This is a genomic window from Streptomyces sp. NBC_01267 (assembly GCF_036241575.1).
Taxonomy (GTDB): domain Bacteria; phylum Actinomycetota; class Actinomycetes; order Streptomycetales; family Streptomycetaceae; genus Streptomyces.
In genome coordinates this window covers 73328-91068 of sequence record NZ_CP108455.1, presented here as the reverse complement: position 1 = coordinate 91068, position 17741 = coordinate 73328, and the positions used below count along the sequence as shown (strand labels likewise).

Annotated in this window: 13 protein-coding genes and 6 pseudogenes; 11 read left to right on the top strand and 8 right to left on the bottom strand. The window is 68.3% G+C overall.

Translation table 11 applies throughout. The features are described from left to right. The first annotated feature begins 750 nt into the window (after positions 1-750). The 6 genes and pseudogenes from OG709_RS00475 to OG709_RS00450 all read left to right on the top strand — a co-directional run. On the top strand, positions 751-879 hold the full coding sequence (locus OG709_RS00475) for a hypothetical protein (protein WP_266644826.1): 129 nt from the start codon (positions 751-753) through the stop codon (positions 877-879). A gap of 3 nt (positions 880-882) precedes the next feature. Next, positions 883-1134, top strand: coding sequence for a ribosome-recycling factor (locus OG709_RS00470; protein WP_329164242.1), 252 nt, complete (start codon positions 883-885; stop codon positions 1132-1134). A 200-nt stretch (positions 1135-1334) separates the two neighbouring features. Further along, positions 1335-2642, top strand: coding sequence for a phenylacetate--CoA ligase family protein (locus tag OG709_RS00465; RefSeq protein WP_329164240.1), 1308 nt, complete (start codon positions 1335-1337; stop codon positions 2640-2642). 589 nt (positions 2643-3231) lie between these two features. Further along, a pseudogene (locus tag OG709_RS00460) lies at positions 3232-4655 on the top strand (IS701 family transposase). A 173-nt stretch (positions 4656-4828) separates the two neighbouring features. Next, positions 4829-5512 (top strand): alpha/beta fold hydrolase, encoded by a 684-nt coding sequence (locus tag OG709_RS00455; protein ID WP_329164237.1) that lies wholly within the window; start codon positions 4829-4831, stop codon positions 5510-5512. A 413-nt stretch (positions 5513-5925) separates the two neighbouring features. Then, positions 5926-6309 (top strand): annotated as a pseudogene (locus tag OG709_RS00450) (ISL3 family transposase); the annotation flags it as partial. Positions 6310-6789: 480 nt separating this feature from the next. Here the strand turns inward: OG709_RS00450 and OG709_RS00445 are convergent. From OG709_RS00445 to OG709_RS00435, 3 genes and pseudogenes are all read right to left on the bottom strand, one after another. After that, positions 6790-8019: an MFS transporter gene (locus OG709_RS00445; RefSeq protein ID WP_266412770.1), complete on the bottom strand. Its 1230-nt coding sequence runs from the start codon at positions 8017-8019 to the stop codon at positions 6790-6792. Between the two features lie 96 nt (positions 8020-8115). Further along, positions 8116-8427, bottom strand: a complete 312-nt coding sequence (locus tag OG709_RS00440; RefSeq protein WP_073723648.1) for an ArsR/SmtB family transcription factor — start codon at positions 8425-8427, stop codon at positions 8116-8118. A 188-nt stretch (positions 8428-8615) separates the two neighbouring features. Beyond that, a pseudogene (locus OG709_RS00435) lies at positions 8616-9096 on the bottom strand (hypothetical protein). A gap of 228 nt (positions 9097-9324) precedes the next feature. Here OG709_RS00435 and OG709_RS00430 point away from each other — a divergent pair. Both OG709_RS00430 and OG709_RS00425 read left to right on the top strand, forming a co-directional pair. After that, a complete protein-coding gene (locus tag OG709_RS00430) occupies positions 9325-9978 on the top strand; it encodes an IS6 family transposase (protein ID WP_329169020.1) in 654 nt (217 codons plus the stop codon). Between the two features lie 268 nt (positions 9979-10246). Further along, positions 10247-10430 (top strand): annotated as a pseudogene (locus OG709_RS00425) (IS630 family transposase); the annotation flags it as partial. A 21-nt stretch (positions 10431-10451) separates the two neighbouring features. Here OG709_RS00425 and OG709_RS00420 read toward each other — a convergent pair. After that, positions 10452-12020 carry an AMP-binding protein gene (locus tag OG709_RS00420; RefSeq protein WP_329164230.1) on the bottom strand — a complete coding sequence of 523 codons (1569 nt, stop codon included), beginning with the start codon at positions 12018-12020 and terminating at the stop codon, positions 10452-10454. 916 nt (positions 12021-12936) lie between these two features. Here OG709_RS00420 and OG709_RS00415 point away from each other — a divergent pair. Continuing rightward, positions 12937-13599: a biliverdin-producing heme oxygenase gene (locus OG709_RS00415; RefSeq protein ID WP_329164229.1), complete on the top strand. Its 663-nt coding sequence runs from the start codon at positions 12937-12939 to the stop codon at positions 13597-13599. Between the two features lie 196 nt (positions 13600-13795). Further along, positions 13796-14020 (top strand): annotated as a pseudogene (locus tag OG709_RS00410) (leucine zipper domain-containing protein); the annotation flags it as partial. 37 nt (positions 14021-14057) lie between these two features. Here OG709_RS00410 and OG709_RS00405 read toward each other — a convergent pair. The 3 genes and pseudogenes from OG709_RS00405 to OG709_RS35975 form a co-directional block, all read right to left on the bottom strand. Further along, positions 14058-14711, bottom strand: a complete 654-nt coding sequence (locus OG709_RS00405) for a response regulator transcription factor (RefSeq protein ID WP_124721625.1) — start codon at positions 14709-14711, stop codon at positions 14058-14060. A gap of 74 nt (positions 14712-14785) precedes the next feature. Further along, entirely contained in the window at positions 14786-16501 is a 1716-nt protein-coding gene (locus OG709_RS00400) for a sensor histidine kinase (RefSeq protein WP_329164227.1), read from the bottom strand. Positions 16502-16721: 220 nt separating this feature from the next. Next, positions 16722-16925, bottom strand: a pseudogene (locus tag OG709_RS35975) (IS1380 family transposase); the annotation flags it as partial. On the opposite strand from OG709_RS35975, the gene OG709_RS35970 reads away from it, so the two are divergent. After that, complete coding sequence (locus OG709_RS35970) at positions 16879-17379, top strand: hypothetical protein (RefSeq protein WP_443068524.1); 501 nt, start codon at positions 16879-16881, stop codon at positions 17377-17379. The pseudogene OG709_RS35975 and the gene OG709_RS35970 overlap by 47 nt on opposite strands. Here OG709_RS35970 and OG709_RS00390 read toward each other — a convergent pair. After that, on the bottom strand, positions 17340-17717 hold the full coding sequence (locus OG709_RS00390) for a hypothetical protein (RefSeq protein WP_329164225.1): 378 nt from the start codon (positions 17715-17717) through the stop codon (positions 17340-17342). The two genes, OG709_RS35970 and OG709_RS00390, sit on opposite strands and share 40 nt — an antisense overlap. Between the last annotated feature and the right edge of the window lie 24 nt (positions 17718-17741).

The following is a 17741-nucleotide window of genomic DNA, read 5'->3' as shown; positions in this document are numbered from 1 at the left end:
GCGGCAGGGACGGCCGGGGGCCACCCGGATGCACACACCACCGCTGAATACGAAGACCCGGCCATCCAGTCGGATTTCCCGGCCTTTGTTCGGACGCTGGCGGCTACCTCGCCGGACAGTACGAGGGGTTCGGCCTGCTCTCCGGCGATCTCGACCAGTACATCACCTCGCCGGATGCCACGGTCACCACCGAGGACAACGCCCTGGTCGAGGTCGAGGTCGAGGTCGAGGTCGAGGTCGAGGTCGAGGTCGAGTGGCGTGGCCGGCCGCGCAAGGTACACGAACGGCCTGGCCGCCGCCCTCGTCACCTCCTACGGCGCGGGCCGCGTCGCCGTCGTAGGGCCCCACCCGGAAGCCACCGCCGACTAGTTCGAAGACCCACCCCTGCCGTTCCAGGACACCCACGACCTGGCAGTGGACTTCGTCAACACTGCACTCGACAACTGAAACGCGAAGCGGGGCGCCCGGATGTTCAGGTGTCGAGTGGAGCCGTCAGGCGGCGAGGTTCATGTCGCTCGGGGTTCGCGTTTGGTGGAGGGCCCCGGTGCGGATCATCGCGTGGATGACGTTCACGCGCTGGCGGGATCCCAGGCCCCTGCGCGAACGCCAGTGCGATGCCGTGGTCCCGGCGGTGGTGGGTGTCGTTTCACTCGTTGGGATGACGGTCGGTCCGTCAGGGTTTCCGTGGCCGGTCGGACGGCCGATGTAGCCGGTGCAGACCTGTTGATCGAGTAGGAAGGAACGAGTCGGTTGTCGAAAGCTGAAGACGTCAAGGAGGACTTCGCCGTGGCAACGGGAAAGATTGTCGAGGCGTTGCGCAGCGGTCTGGAGAAGGTCCGCACGCTCGAGCAGGTGAGCGGGATCAAGGCGGACTACTAAGGGATGCCGACGCCTCTGGGCCAGATGGCGGCGGTGACTTCGCCCGAACCCCGCCTCGTTTTGGTCAAGCCGTACCAGGCGGATCAGCTGCGGGTGATCGACAAGGCCATCCGTGACGCAGGTCTCGGGCTGAACCCGAGCGTCGATGCCAGCTTCGTGCGAGTCATCTTCCGGTCACGGCGCAGGAGCGGCGCCTACCTCGCCACCGGCAACACGCCCCCGCCCGACGCCCTGACCGCCGCTCTCAGCGCCTAGCAGTCCCGCCGCGCCCACCCGCGGGCCCCCGGCGGACCTTCCCGCCAGCCCGGAGTTCGGCCCGTGTGACCCGCCCGGGCCGAACTCCGGCCGAGGCGCCCACGGCGTGTCGCCGGGCGCCGCTGCTCGTTGGTCCGGAAGAGCTGCTGGATTCATGATCGTTGTCCCCCGCGCAGTCCGGACAGGCGAAGGAGATGCCCGTGAGCGCCGTCATTTCGGCTTCGGACCATCTCGGGGAGCGTGCGCCCCAGGACGGAGAATGGCGTGAGTTGGTGCGGTTCGCGCGCGAGCGCTCACCGTACTACCGCGATCTGTACCAGGACGCTCCCGCGCACCCCGGTGCCCTGGCCGAGATGCCGGTCGTGGACCTCCGGTCATTCTGGGCCGCACACCGCAGGCCGGTGAGCGGTGTTCTCACCGGCCCGCACCACGACGGGATCGTGTTCGCGACCGGCGGCACGACCGGAGAGCCCAAACGCACCACCTACTCCCGCGAAGAGTTCCGCGCGACCAGCACGGTCAGTGCAGCCTGCATGACACGTGCGGGCCTGCGGGCCGGTGACCGGGTCGCCAACCTTCTCTACGCCGGCGACTTGTACATGAGTTTCCTGTATGCCACCCACGCTCTGCGCGACAGCCCACTGCCCGTGGTCGAGCTGCCCGTCGGCGGCCACATTCCCAACGACCGGGTGGCCCAGATCATGGAAGGCGACCACGCGACGGTGGCCATCGGCACCGCCTCGGCCCTGGCATCGCTGGCGGCACACCTCTCGCGGCACGGACGGGAACTGCCCCGAGTGCGGCTGCTCCTGTACGGCGGGGAAGCTCTCCACCACGACCAGCGAGACCTGCTCGCCCGGGCCTTCCCTCGCGCACGCCCCGCCCCGTACGCCTACGTCAGCGTCGACGCCGGCATCCTCGGGACCCCCGACCTCGATCCAGGCGCCGGCGAGCTGGTGCACTACCGCCCCGCCGAACCGCACACCATCCTCGAAATCGTCGATCCGGACACCGGCGAACCCATCACCGAACCCGGGAGAACCGGCGCCGTGCTGGCGACCAGCCTCCTGCGCCGACGCATGCCCGTCATCCGCTATCCCGTCGGTGACCAAGCCCAGTGGACAGACACAGGCTGTCGACGGCTGCGTCTCCTCGGGCGCACGATCGGACATGCCCGCGTCGGCACCACCACCATCGACCTGGACGTCCTGCGCTCCTGCATCAACGCCCTCTCAAACAACGGGGGCCCAGTGGCCCTCCAGACCGTCCTGCGCCATCGCGACACCATGGACGAGCTCGTCCTACGCATCGTCGGCAGCACCCCCGACCCCACCGCGTACCACCGCGCACTGGAAGCGCACCTGCACACGACACACCCCTCGTTCGACGAAGAAGTCACCGAAGGACGACTCCATCGGCTGGTCATCGAATGGGTCACCCCTGACCAGCTCGACACCCACCCGCGGACCGGCAAAGCCCTCCCGCTTATCGACGAACGCCACCCCTAGCGCTTCGGGATCCTTCTGCGATACGCCGAGTTCGGCGACGGCAGGGACGACACCGCAACACCTGACACGGAGTCCTCACCCTCCTCCAAGCCCTGGCAGACGTGAAGGGTGTGATCGGGCGGGACCTGAGCATGGACTTCACGGTGTGCCGCGCCCATCAGCATGCGTCTGAGGCTCGGAAGCAGGGTGACCTGCTCGCGCGGCGAGTTCACCACCAAGCTGCATTTGGCCGTTGAGCATTGTCAGAAGCCTATGCCGATCGTGGTCACGGCAGGGCAGCACGGGGGATCAACGCCACAAGCTGAGGGCTGCGACACGAGGGGAGGGGCACTCGGCGCGGACGGCAGGGTTCTGCCGGCGCTGCGCGCAGCGTTTTCGGGGTCGCCGTGACTGGGGCCACGGCGCAGAGGCGGCGGCAGGGCGCCCGCGCCTCGCGCACCATCCCTCAAGCGATCAGTACTGCCATCTCTCAAGGCGCGGTGCCAGACATCCGCCCTGCAATCCCTCTAGCGGTGGTTTGTTGACGGCGGGTCAGGGCTGCGGTAGGCCGGTAGCAGAGGAACGTCGCCTCGCTGCCTGGGAGCTTGTGATGACCCGTCGTCTGCCGTGTCCGCCCGCTCCGGGCCGCTGGAAGCCTACGCCGCACGCTTCGATGACCTTTTCTCCACACTGGCACAGCGCCGCGGGTTCCGGGAGTACCTCGCGGGACTGCTGCTGCCGCGGGACCGCAACAAGACTCTGACCTGCCTGGTCGGCGCCGAGCCGGTGGCCGGAGCCCAGCACGCTGCGGTCCAGCGGCTGCAGTTCTTTCTGTCCGAGTCGACGTGGGACCACGAGCAGGTCAACGCCCGCCGGGTGGAACTACTGCTGGCCGACCCGACGACCGCGCCGCACGCGGGCGGGGTACTGGTGATCGACGACTCGGGAGACCGCAAGGACGGGAAGGCGACCGCGCACATCGGTCGGCAGCGGCTGGGCCGGCTGGGCAAGACCGACAACGGCATCGTCACCGTGACCACCTGCTGGGCCGACGAGAACCTCTACTACCCGCTCCACGCCGTGCCCTACAGCCCCGCTCACCACTTCCCGACAGGCAAGAAGGACCCCGGATTCCGCACGAAGCTGCAGATCGCCGTCGAACTCGCCCGCGCCGCCAAGGTGGCCGGAACGGCCTTCCGCGCCGTGGCCGCCGACTGCGCCTACGGCGACCAAGACGGCTTCCGCCGAGAGCTCTACGCGGCGGGCCTGCCATTCGTCATGGCCCTCAAACCGAGCCACGGCAGCTGGGCCTACGGCAAGGACGCCTACACCCCCCTCCACGCCGCCCGGGCCCTGACCTGGACAGACCCCGAGAATCCCGGAGACTGGACCCAGGTCGAGCGGACCTTCCGCGACGGGCGCACCGAGACCTGGTGGGCCGCCGACGCCACCCTCGGCTTCTGGGGGCCCGACGGGAACGTCCGCCTGGTCGTGGCCACCACCGATCCGGCTACGCTGCCCTCGCAGTCCACCTGGTACCTGGCCACCGACCTGCCCCGCCCCGGCGGCCCCCGCGAGGCCGACAGTCCCGAACCCGCCGCTGACCTGCACGAAGTCGTCCGGATCTACGGCATTCGACACTGGATCGAGCAAAGCTACAAACAGATCAAGGACGAACTCGGATGGGCCGACTTCCAGGTCCGCTCCGACACCGCCATACGCCGCCACCAGACCCTGGTTACCTGCGCGTTCTCCTTCTGTTGGGACACCTGGTTCGCCCGACTGCCAGACCAGGAGCCCGCCGTCGTCCCAGCAGTCCCACCGGCCTCCACCCCAGCGGGGCCCACTGAGAGGGGGAACGAACAGACCCCACCAGCCCCAACCGGCCAGCTGGCCCCGCGCGATCCGTGCCGTCCGGGCCTGGCTCGACCCCTGGACCACCCTCCAACGCTGCTGGCGAGCCTGGACCAACGAGCCGCCACCACCCGAACTCCAAGCACTGATCAACGCCGTCGGCGCAGGCCACCCGCTTGATCTCTACTGCCCGGTTTAACAAACCACCGCTAGTGCTGTGACCACGTAGGTTCGCCGGGTTGGGTTGGGTCGAGCCGAGGTTTTCAAAGATCGCAGTCTGGGCCGAGCCCGGTGTCAGAGCCTCCCGGTAGCGTGCCGACAACCAGATCTGACGACTCTCCGGGAGAACCACCGTGGACATCCTGCTCATCGCTGGCTTGTGGCTCGACGGATCCGCATGGGACGACGTCGTTCCCGAACTCACCGCGCTCGGCCACCATCCCGTGCCGCTCACCCTCCCGGGCCAGGGTGATGGCGCCGCCTCCGCGACGCTTGACGACCAGATGGCAGCAGTGCTTGCCGCGGTTGACGCGGCGCCTGGAAAGCCTCTGGTGGTAGGGCACTCCGCAGCATCGACCCTGGCCTGGCTGGCTGGCGACGCACGACCGGAGAAGGTGGCCAAGGTCGCCTTGATCGGCGGCTTCCCCGCCGCCGATGAGCGGGTCTACGCCGATCACTTCGCGATCGAGGGCGGCGCCATGCCCTTCCCGGGGTGGGAGCTTTTCGAGGGCGCGGACGCCGCTGACCTGGACCAGCAGGCCCGGGACCGCTTCGCGTCCGCCGCCGTTCCTGTCCCCGAGGAGGTCGCCAGGGGAGTCGTACGGTTGACCGACGAGCGCCGCTTCGACGTCCCCGTTGTGGTTGTCTGTCCCGAGTTCACCCCCGCCCAGGCCGAGGAGTGGATCGCCGCCGGTGAGAGTCCTGAGCTCGCCCGCGCTACTCACCTTGAGTACGTGGACCTCGACTCGGGCCACTGGCCGATGGTCACCCGCCCCCGTGAACTCGCCCGCGTCCTGGCAAAGGCTGCCAACTCCTAGCGGCGCCGGGTTGGGTGGTGTCGGTGTACGACTTGTCTGGCTCTGGCAAGATTCTCGTAGCCGGAGATCATCTCGGTGCGGCGATCGGTTGACCCATACGGTGGGCAGCCTTTGGTTGTGCTCTATTGAACTGGCAAGTCTGTTACCGCAGTTGGCAAAACGTGCTGGTGGTATCGGTTGATGCCTCCGATGCCGTCGTGACGGTCCATGCTCGTACGAGATCCGGTGAACCGGCGGGATGTACAGGATGCGGCCAGCTCAGGGGGTGGTGCCACAGCCGTTATGTGCGCCGCTTCGCCGACGTCGCTCTCGGAGGTCGGCCACTGCACATCGATTTGTCCGTGCGTCGCCTGTACTGGGAGAACCCAGCCTGCCCAAAGAAAACCTTCGCCGAGCAAATAGCGGGGCTGACCATGCGCTATCAACGGTACACACCGCAGTTGCAGCGCCTGGTCGAGGACGTCGGCGTGATGCTGGCCGGACGAAGTAGCTCCCGCACGCTGCGGATCTTGAACATCAGAATCTCGCATTGCACCGTTCTGTCCCAGCTGATGCGAGTGTCGCTTCCGCTACCGGTGACGCCCCGGGTCCTGAGAGTGGACGACTTCGCGCTCCACGGCGACACCTACGGCACCCTCTTGGTCGATGCCACCACCCGACTCCCGCTCACACTGTGGGAAGGACGCGACGCCGAACAGCTCGGTCACTGGCTCCGCGAGCACCCAGGAGTCGAGATCGCCTGCAGGGACGGCTCCCTCGCCTACCGGCGGGGCATCACCGCCGGCGCCCCAGATGCCGTGCAGGTCAGCGACCGCTTCCACCTCTGGCAGGGCCTCTCCCGCCGCGTTAAGGACATCGCCTCCGCCCACCGCGGCTGTCTGCCCACAGCACTGCCCCAGACCAGCGAGACCGACCCCGCAATCGTCGGCGAGACCGCCGAGAACTCCGCCCCCTACACTCGGGCCGGGCGCCACGCCCGAAGGCTGTTCGAGAACGTGCATGCCCTGACCCGAACCGGCCGGAGCCACAGCTCCGTGGCCCGGGAACTCGGCCTGAACCGCCGCACCGTGAGCAAATATGCGCGAGCCGGCACTTGGCAGGAAGTGATGCGCCGCCCGCCACGCAAGACCTCCACCCTGGACCCTTACCAGCGCGTGAAGATGGCCGTCGCACCCCTACGACGGGGCCTGCCCCTGGACGAGCCACGCGAGCGACCGCCCTCCCCCAACTCCGAGCGGCACCGGACTGTTCCGCTCCGCCCCGACAGGTGCGTGCCGTCAGGGGGCCGCGCGAACGGCAGCGTGAGAGGCGGCCACCTCCCCGGACTGCGGGGTCCGCCGTCCGGCACGGTCCAGGCTCAGCCGGACCAGCATGACGACCAGCGCGGCGATGGCGAACCCGGCTCCGACCCACGGCAGCCGGCGGGCTCCCGCGGCGGACAGGACCCACCCGCCGGCCGCAGTGCCGAGGGTGATGCCGAGATTGGAGAAGGAGATGAAGAGGCTGTTGCCGAACTCGGGTGCGTCCCGTGCATCCCTGCCCAGCCAGCTCTGGGTGACGATGAGCCCGCCGGAGTGCACGGCTCCCCAGACCAGGACGCCCAGGACCATCGGGACGAACCGTGGCCCGATCGCGTACACGAGTACGTAAACCAGCAGGCAGAGGGCCGGATAGGCGAGGGCGGTGCGGACGAGGTTCCGCTGGAGCAGGCTGCCGAAGGCGAAGTTGCCGAGGATCATCACGATGCCGAACGCCATCAGCATGGCGCTGACCCAGGAGCCGTCCATGTCGGTGACCTGGCCCAGGTACTCGGCGAAGTAGCCGTAGACGGAGAACATCGCCGCGAAGATCAGGACGACGGACGTGATGGTCAGCCACATCCGGGGCTGCCTGAGCACGCTCAACTGGGCTCCGTACGAGACGCGTTGTCCGACCGGCAGGCTCGGGAGCAGGCGCAGGATGCCCAGGAACGCGATCAGATTGACGAGCGCGCCGAACCAGAACGCGGCAGGGAGCGAGAGGTGTTCGGCGAGGTACGAGGTCAGCGGTACCCCGAAGGCGAACCCGACGGTGACACCGGCGAAGACGGTCGTCGTCGCCCGGGTGGCGGCCTTCGCGTCCTCGCCGTCCTTCGTCACGACCATGCGCGCGGCCGTGGCCAGCGCGACCGAGAAGAACACCGGGTGGAAGACGGCAGGAATGATGCGGAAGGCGAGCATCACCTCGTACTGGGTGGTGAGCGCGTAGACGGCGTTGGAGAGGGCGAACACCGCGATCGAGGCGGCGAGGACCTTCTTGCGGTCGATCCCGGAGGCGAGCAGTGTGGTGAAGGGCCCGGTCACGGCGATCACCAGGGCGAACGCCCCGACGAGCCAGCCGGCGGTGGAGGGCGGGACGCCGAGTTCGGCGGAGAGCTGGGGGAGTACCCCGACGATGCCCATCTCGGTGGTGATGATGCCGAACACGCCCAGGGCGAGCACCAGGACGGCGGCGGAGGTTTTTCTCATGGTGATCTTTCTTTAAATCTAGAAAAGTAGATACGTTGACATGGGTGCGCCGTGCGGGGCTCAGCTCTCTGCGGTCACGCCTGGAGGACGGGGCGGCTACAGCTCGTCGCGCACATGGGCGGCGAACTCGGCGATCACCGGCTCGTTGCGGCGGTAGTACGTCCACTTGCCGACGCGCTCCGAGGTGAGGAGGCCCGCGTCCCTGAGGGTCTGGAGGTAGCCGGACACGACGGACTGCGCGAGCCCGGCCCGCTTCTGGATGTCACCCACGCATACGCCGATATGGAAGCCCAGCCCCTGCTGCGTGTACGAGTCCTCGTCGAAGTACTTCTCGGGGTCGCGCAGCCACTGCATGAACTGCAGACGGGCGGGGTTGGCGAGGGCCTTGTGCACGGCCAGCGGGTCCATGGGGGCCTCTCTGTGAATCCTTGGGAGCTGCCTTCGGGCCTCTTGCCCTCCCGGGTACGCATCTAGCTTTCTGGATATGTAGGGGCAAGTCAAATCGCCGGCTCCGGCGACGGTGGCGGGCGGGTGCAGCGGGGGGCGGGCCGCTGTGGGCCGCCGTCGGGGCAGAGGGCCTTCGCGGCCCGCGGTGGCTATCCCATGACCGCTCGGGCCGCGTCGAGAAAGGCCAGCCTGTTGTCCTCCAGGTGGTCGCGCAAGCTCTCTCCGTCGGGCAGGCCCTCCCACACGCACGGTCCGGTTGAGGTCGAGGGAGTACGCGCGTGCCGCGTCGTGAACGGCCGGCGGAAACTGGACACGGATCAGCCGTTCCACGACCCAGAGTCTGTTCATGGACTCTCGGGTCGTGAGGAACCAGGGGGTCGTTTCGTCCCACTCGTGCGGTCGTCTGAAGGCCGCGAGCTCCGCCTCGCCCCCCGCCTCGATGAACCGCTCCAGCAGCGCGAGCCGCTCCGCACGCCGGGCCTCGGACAGTTCGGTCCGCTGCCGCCGCTGCTCCGTCCGCTCGGCCGACCGCTGCGTCGCGAACTGTACGAGGAAGGACAGCGCGCCACCGAGTGCGACGCCGCCCAACGATATGAGGGACACCCAGACTTGACCGGACATGGTGGCCATCGTTCCACGCTGTCGATCGGTGGGCGCTGGTGACCAGCCGCTACGGACAAGCGTTAGCCTCGCCGTTTCGGTTGGCGTGAGACCGGTTGCTGGTCGTCACCGCGCTGGGGGGGCACTGTCACGTTGACTGACCGGGTGGGATGATCTTCTGGTTGGTCATGCTGGGAGGGGTCGTCCGTGGACAGCGCATCGCCGTCGTACAAGGGGCACCGGTACCCGGTCGAGGTCATGGCCCACTGTGTGTGGCTGTACCACCGCTTCCCGCTGTCGTTCCGCGAGGTCGAGCGCGGCGTGGTCGTCTCCCACGGGACGGTCCGCCGCTGGTGTGCGAAGTTCGGGCAGGCCTACGCCAACGGCCTGCTCCGCCGCCGGCCCCGGCCCGGGGACAAGTGGCACCTGGACGAGGTCTTCGTGAAGATCAACGGAGAGCAGAAGTACCTGTGGCGGGCCGTTGACGCCGACGGCAACGTGCTCGACATCCTGGTCCAGTCCCGCCGGGACAAGGCCGCGGCCCGGCGCTTCTTCCGCAAACTGCTCAAGAGAACCTGCTCGGTGCCGAGGGTGATCGTCACCGACAAGCTCCGCTCCTACGGCGCGGCCCACCGCGAGGTCAAGCCCTCCGTAGAACACCGCGCCCACAAGGGCCTCAACAACCGGGCCGAGAACAGCCACCAGCCCACCCGGCAGCGCGAACGCGCCATGAAAGGCTTCCGTAGCGTCGGCGGAGCCCAGCAGTTCCTGTCCGCGTTCAGCGGCATCTCACCCCACTTCCGACCACGCCGCCACCTGATGACCGCCCCCGAATACCGCACCGAGATGACCACCCGCTTCGCCATCTGGGACCAGGCCACCGGCGTCGCCGACCTGCCCGCCGCGGCCTGAGCACGGAGCCGGAACCCGACCCCACCACACCCGACACACCATCAGGCACTCACACACCCAACAACGTGACAGCGCCCTTCGGTGGGCAACCAAGCCGTAGGGGGCTGTTCATCCGAACGAGAAGCCTCACCACCCGCGATCTCCCTGGCGGATGGCGGCACGGAGCAAGCAGCCCCGCAGCGGGCGGCCGCCGCAGAGTGGTGGTAAGCGGCGTGCAGCGCGGCGATGCGTCGCTCCAGCGCGAGGGGCGCCAGACGGAGCCTCCCGGGCCGCGCTCAAGTTCATCCGAGCCGCCCCGCCCCGACGGCGCTCCGATCTACGTGATCACGGGCAATCTCTCCGCCCAGAAGGGCGCCAGGATCCTCCAGTGGGCCGGGAACAACAAGGTGGAGCTGTGTTTCGCTCCGGCCAACGTGTCCTGGGCCAACCCGATCGAGGCGCACTTCGGGCCGCCTGCAGGGGTGGGGTTGGGCTCACTGTGATGCTGCCGCGGATTCGCGGCGCGGGTCTGTTGCCAAGGTCGTGCGTAGCAGCTCCGTATCAGGCTTGCCTGCCGGGGTGAGGGGGAGTTCGGGCAGCAGGTGGAGTGCTGTGGGCGCGTACATCGATCCTTGGCGGGTTGTGACGAAGGCACGGATCTCTTCGAGGGTGGGGTGGTGTCCAGGGGCGGGGACGACGGCGGCGTGGATGTGTTCGGTCTCATCGGGGTCCCGGATGCCGACGACGGTGCACTGCGCGATGGCTGGGTGGGTCAGGAGGAGTTCTTCCACTTCGGCGGGGTGGACGATGCCGTCCTCCACGAGGATTTCGTTCTTGCGGCGTCCGACGACGAAGAGGTAGCCGCTTTCGTTGAGGTAGCCGAGGTCGCCGGTACGCAGCCAGCCCTCACGCAGTACCTCGGCGGTGAGCTGGGGCTGTTTCCAGTAGCCATGCATGACGCTGGGGGCTCGCACCTGAATCTCGCCCGTTTCGCCCGGCGGCAGGGTTTCGCCCGCGTCGTCACGGATGACGACCTCGACTCCGGGCAGTGGACGGCCGACGGTGATGCGGCCCCCATGCCCGGTGATGGAGTGCTCGTGCGGGGCTGCTTCACAGATCGCGGGGGCCTCGCTCTGGGCGTACCCGCCGTACAGGACCGGGCCGAAGGCCTCGGCGGCTTGGCGCAGGCGGATGGCTGAAGCGGGCAAACCACCGTAGGTGATACGGGTGAGACTCGACAGGTCGGTCGTGGCCAGGGCTGGGTGGTCGAGGAGCTGGTGCAACAGGGTTGGCAGGAGCCAGACGTGGGTGATCCGTTCACGTGCGATGGCCGCGAGTACGGCGCCCGGATCGAAGGAGAGATGCAGGACAACAGAACCGCCCTGCATCAGGGCATTGTCGGCAAGAAGGCCAGAGAAGCGGGCGAGCGGGGTGCAGGCGAGGTAGCAGGGAGGGTCGCCCGCGTCGGCGAAAGGGAGGCCGATCCGCCAGCGGTAGGGACCGTGAATGGTGCGGATTCCCTTGGGGACACCGGTAGTTCCCCCGCTGTGCCGGATACCGAAGTCGTCTCCCGGCCCGACGGGGGACGCGAAGGGGTGGAGTTCGTGTCGAGCAGCGGCCGCCAGGACATCCTCCCCGAACGGGCTGGTCCCCAGACTGAGTACGGCGGGAGCCCCGGGCAACGGCAGAAGTTCCCCGGCTGCACGGTGCCGAGTGGGGTCGACAAGCAACAGCGTGGTCTCGACGCTGTCGGCGATGTGGGCGAGGGTGGCAGCCGCCATGCCCTCATGGAGGTGGACGATGCGGGCGCCGGCGAGATGCGCCGCGTAGCGGGCCGTCAGGGCTTCTGGTGTGTCGCCGGTGAGCAGGGAGACTGTCGTGCCCGGCCCGAAGCCGCGTCCGGTCAGTTCCCGGGCCAGCCGATACGTGTTGTCGCACAGCTCGCCGGCAGTGATCTCCCGTCCGTCGGCGCCGGTGAGGACGGTCCGGCCGGGCGTGGCGGACAGCACGTCGAGGATGGCTGCGACATAGCTGACGAACGTTGGGGAGGAACTGCCGGTCATACGAGTGCACTCCTTCACATCGGCACCGTGCCTGCGGGTTGCGATACCCACAGAGCGGAAGCGGGCAGCACGGACAGGGCAAGCCCTGCGAGCTTTTCGGGACAGGCAGAAAGCCATCGACAGGCTCTGGCATCCGTCGCGGAACGCTTCACCCAATGAGGCGTAAAGGCAGCTAACACGGTCACAGCATCCCTCCCGCCGTAAACACGCGCGTTGATGGTGAACCCCCCTATCAACTGTTGAAGACGCCGAAACGTCACGAAGACGCAGTCATCCAGGTGTTCCGGTACGACCAGGTGTTCCCCCATCAGGCTCAAGATCGCCTCTACCCGGAGCCGGTTGGCCGCCTCGGCCCGCGGACGGGCGACTGGTCAGTCCCGGTTCAGGCCCGCCAGCGCCTCCCGCGAGCAGCGCCCCGGCCGACTGTCGGTGCACAACGGGAGCAGGAGCTAGCCGATCCATTGGGCCCCGTTTCTTGAGGTCGGGCAGATACAGGGAGCCGGAGCAAGGCTCTGGTGCATCCCGCTGGGGGTGTGTGAACTCCCACCCCGACGCAGCGTGCGCCGAGCCACGCGGGCGACCCGGCTGAACGAGCCGGTTGTGGCAGGACTGCCTCGGCCAGGCTGCCCGGGCCCGCGCTGGTTCCGCAGACAGGAGGCGGCGGCCTGAGTGGTCGGGATCGCACGGGCCCGGGGCGAGGTCACCGCATTGCTTGCTCACCGGGGAGGTTTCGCCGCCTCGGGGCGCGGACACGCCGCCGACCGGGTGAAAATACCGAGCCGTCGGCCCGCGTAGATATACGACTAAGGAGCGCGGACCAGCGCGAGGCCCGCAGTGTGGGACGATCTTGGAGGTCACCGTGGAGACGAGTCCCGCAACGGGACACGCCGAGGATTCGGCGTGTCTGTCAGAACGGATGCGGATCGCGAAGCGGGCCGAACACGAGAACACTCGACAATCTCCGTTCATGGCCGACCTGCTCGACGGCCGCCTGAAGGCGGAAGCCTTCGCCGCATTGTCACGCCAGCTCTGTTTCATCTACCGGGAGCTGGAGGACGCCGCCGAGTCCCTGGCCAACCACCACCTGGTCGGACCGCTGTTGGACCCCGCGCTGCTGCGTGTCCCCGCGTTGGAGCGCGACCTGGCGCATCTCGACGGGCCGCACTGGGCCCAGGGACTGGTTCCGCTCCCGGCGACCCGCCGCTACTGCGCGCGGGTACGCGAGGTCGCACGGGCATGGCCGGCCGGCTACGCGGCCCACCACTACACCCGCTACATGGGCGACCTGGCCGGCGGCCAGATCGTACGGGTCCTCGCCGCCAAGACCTGGGGCCACACCCACGAAGGCGCGCTGTTCTACCACTTCGACATCCGGAACCCCAGCGCGTACCGCCGCCGCTACCGCGCCACCCTGGACGCCCTGCCGATGAGCGAGGACGAGACCCACCGGGTCGCCCGCGAGGTCACCCACGTCTTCCACCTCAACAACATGCTGTTCCACGACCTGGCCGAGCTTCATGCCCCCACCGAGCCCTCGAACGGGGCCGGCACGAGCCCGACGCGCACAGGATCCTCGTAGCTGCGTAGCGTCGAAGTCACCGACGGACCACCAGCCGGAGAGGCGGGTCCCCATGCGCGCACACCGACTCCCCCGCCCCGGCCCCGGAGGGCCGCGGCCTCCAGCCGCCCGCGACCCAGACCAGGCGGACGGCGAGCACAAGCCCGATCATGGCATCCCTTCCGGCCGGAGGCGAGCAGAGCGCAGAGGTGAAGTCATGACGACGCACGCCAACGCTTCTTTGTCTGTTGAAGGACGACGACTGATCGAACGTTGCAAGAGCCGCCCCATCGCCCACGTCGCGGCTGAGATGGGAATCTCACGAGCCTGCACATCCAAGTGGGTCAACCGCTGGCGCCAGCATGGCGACCTCGGCCTGCAAGATCGCTCTTCGACACCCCATGTCAGCCCGAGTGCCACGTCAGCGGAGGTCATCGAACGATCTTGCAGCCCGGTTCGACAGTGACGGAGTGGTGTGGTCAGGTTCCCAGGTCGGCGTCTCGTGCCAGCAGTGCGGCCTGCACTCGGTTCTCGCAGTCCAGCTTGGTCAGGATCCGGCTCACGTACGATTTGACCGTGGCCTCGCTCATATGGATCCGCTGACCAGCGTCCGCGTTGGACAGGCCCTCACCCAGCAGTGCCAGGACCTCCAGCTCGCGGTTGGTCAGCGCGTCCAGCCGGCAGCGGGCCTGCTCAGCACGGTGGGCGCTCTGGCTGGACGCCAACGAGTCCACGACACGGCGGGTGGCACCCGGCGACAGGTACGCGTCTCCGGCCGCGGCAGCCCGGACCGCGCGCATGAGTTCCGCGGGCGCCGAGTCCTTGAGCAGAAAGCCCACGCTGCCCCCAGTCAGTGCGCGCAGTACGTTTCGCTGTTCCCCGAAGGTTGTCAGGATCAGCACCCGCGTGTCAGGCACGGTCCGGTGCAGCTCGGCCAGGGCCGTCAGTCCGTCCATGACCGGCATCTGGATATCGAGCAGCACGACGTCCACGCGGCGGGTCTGGGCCAGTTCGACAGCCTCACGGCCGTTCACCGCCTCGGCGACGACTTCGATGTCGTCGGCGGAGGAGAGGATCATCCTGACGCCTGCCCGGATGAGCGGCTCGTCATCCGTGACGAGAACCCTGATCATGACTCCCCTGCGCGGTCCTTGAGTGTCTACCTGCGGTCACTCGCCATCATCCCTGATCGAGCGCCCGCTACTCCTCAGTTCCTCACCTCGAAAGACTTCTTCTCGGTCAACTTGCCGTCCTTGAAGCAGAACCGGAAGACCGGCTCCTTGTCCGGATTGTTGCTGGACTCCGTGGAAGTCAGGCTGAGGCACTTCGCGCCCTTGGGCACGGGCGGCGCATCCGTTTCCAGGCCGTCGGTCACCAAGGAGTTCTCCTTGGGCAACTGCTTGCGGATCTCTGCCTCGGACTGGCCCACCTTCACCGCGTCGTACTGCTTCGGCTCGATCCTGGCCTCTTCCGCCTTGTTCAGGAGGAAGTATCCCCCGACGCCGAGGGCGGCGATCACCAGCAGCAGAGGAATCAGTACCGCCATCCCGCAGCCGATGGCTATGCCGCTTCCGTTCTTCCTGCTCATTGCCTTGGCCAGCTCCTTCAGACCGTTCCCGTTCATGACGGGACCACCCTCGTCCAAGGAGTCCCCCGGGGTCTGCTGCCAAAAGGTGTTCGTTGGATCAACGAACGTCGTCGTCACGTTGCCGGGCTCGGGGCTCGGGATCCCGCCTTCCGGCGATGTGTACGGCAGCACGCCCGCCAGCCGGAAGCCGCCGTCCGCCGTCGGGCCCGCGTGCGCCAGGCCCCCGATGAACCGGGTCCGTTCACCGAGCCCGGTCAGCCCCTGGCCGCCGCTCACCACGCCCCGGCCGTTGTCCGTCGTCCTGGTTGCAGGTCCGTTGGCGACCTCCACGACCAGCGAGTCCGGCTCATACCGCAGCTCGACGGTGATCGGGGCGCCCGGGGCGTGCTTGTGGGCGTTGGTCAAGCCCTCTTGGACGATGCGGTACGCCGCGTGATCGGCGGCCGGGGGGAGCGGGCACGGCTCGCCGGAGTGCCGCAGCTTCACGGCCGCGCCCACGCTCCGGGACGTTCCTACCAGGCCCTCGATGCCCGCCACCCCGCGCGACAGCGCCGTGGTGTCCTCCGCCTCCGCCGCCGCAGCAGCCGCGACGCCTGGGGTGGTGCGGTCCTCGTGTGGAGCCTCCGTGCTGTCCCGCATCACCTGTACCACCTCGCGCAGCTCATGCATCGCGGCCACCGACGCCTCGCGCAGCACCCCCACTGCCTCCCGCTGCCGTCCGGTCAGCTCGCGGTCCACCTCCAGCGCGCCCGCGTGCACCGAGATGAGCACCAGCTGATGGCCGAGGCTGTCGTGCATGTCCTGCGCAATGCGCTGACGCTCCCGCGCCCGGGCCTGTCCGGCGATCATCGCGCGCTCGCGTTGCTGCTGGGCCTCGTACTCCCGAAGCGTGTCGGTCAGCGTATGGTGCTGCGACCGGTAGCGGCCGGCCAGGCCGGGAACGATGATCGCGACCAGCGGCCACAGGACACCGAAGACCAAGCGGGGCAGTGAGAGGTGAGGCAGCGCCTGCACGACTGCCAGGCCGAGGTTGAGGACGTATGCGAGGGCGAAGGTGCCGACGGCCCTGCCGACCCCGTCGATCCGCCGCCCCGCCGACCACGCGGCGACAAGGACCAACGGAGCGAGACCGCCGAACAGGACAGAGCCGACGGCCGTCACCAGCAGCACGGACGCGGGCAACGTCCGGCGCAGAAGTGACAGCGCTGCGATCACCAGCCCGGCGGCAGCGATCCGTACGGTGCCGCCGTGGTCCAGGGCCGCGAGACCTGCTCCCAGCAGCCCAAACGCTACGCTCAGCAGCGATTCGCCCACTATGCGCCAGGGAGACCACATTCCGGGAACCAAGAGAGCGCTGCCCGGGGCAGCCAGCCGCAGGGTAGCCGAACGCAGCCTCGCTGCCAGTGCCTGGCGAGCCGATGCTTTAAGGGCCGTAGATTCCACACGAGTCACCCGGTCACGTTAAGCCCCTCTCAACCTGCTCCGCGCCGGCCATTGGTCGCGACGGCCAACGACGAAAGTCCAACCTGGCGTGCCGGCCCGGCATCCGTCGGCCACCCACAAGACCCCGGCCGCAGCAGAGCGCCGACGGGCTCGCCGGACCCTGCCCGGCCGGGGGCGACGAACGCGAACAGCGAGTGATGACCGAAGGCCTTCCGCCAGGTCGCGGCCGCGTGTTCCTTCTGCGAGTGCGCGAGACCAGGACCCCGTCGATGTCCACGATCACCTCGCCGCCCGCGTTCGGGGCCGCCTGCCCGCTGGCCGTGGGATCGTGCGGCGGCGAGGGAGGGCGGTGCGTCGTCGCCGAGGATGCCCATCTCGAACAGCAGCGTGTAGAAGAGCGTGACGTGGCGGGCGGCGCGGTGGCTGACCCGCATGGCGGCGGCGAACTCCACGGAGTCGTCGACGGTGATATCCGCGATCCGGCCGCCTTTGTTCAGCAGGATCATCGCGACGCAGTTCATGGCGCCGGTGCGGCACTGCCCGGTCCGGTCGGTCTTGTCACAGTGCGCTTCCAGCTGGGCGAAGCCGTCCGGGTCGATCATGAGGCGGGTCTGGCCCTGGCCGAGGGTGAAGTTGAAGTGCTGGGCAAGCAGCCGCCGGTAGGCGGGCCGGATGACCTGGCCGACCAGGAGAGCCATCAGGGCCTTGATGTAGTTAACGTTTTCGCAGGTCACGCAAGGGGTGTTGGGGTCCATGCTGTGGCGGCGTAGAGGCCGGGGCCGAGTTTATGGATGAGGCCGGTCTCGGCCCATCTGGAGAGCTGTCGATACATGGTCTCCATGGTGATGTCGCCGAAGTGGGAGGCGATGTCGCGGGGGCGCCAGAGGCGGGTGGGGTCTTCTTCGAGCAGGCCAAGGATCCGGTGGCGGCGGCGGTCGGCGAGGGCGGTGTTCCGGTCGTCGCGGGAGATGGCGGGGATTGGGGCGTGTGGTTCGCGGGGTTCGAGGACGCTGATGGCGAGACCGGTGACAGTGCGGCCGGTGTCGGGCCTGCCGTCGTCATGGCGGGTGCTGTAACGGGGTCTGTAAATCGTTCGGCTCTGTCTCACATTCGGTGGTGACTCTGTGTGGCG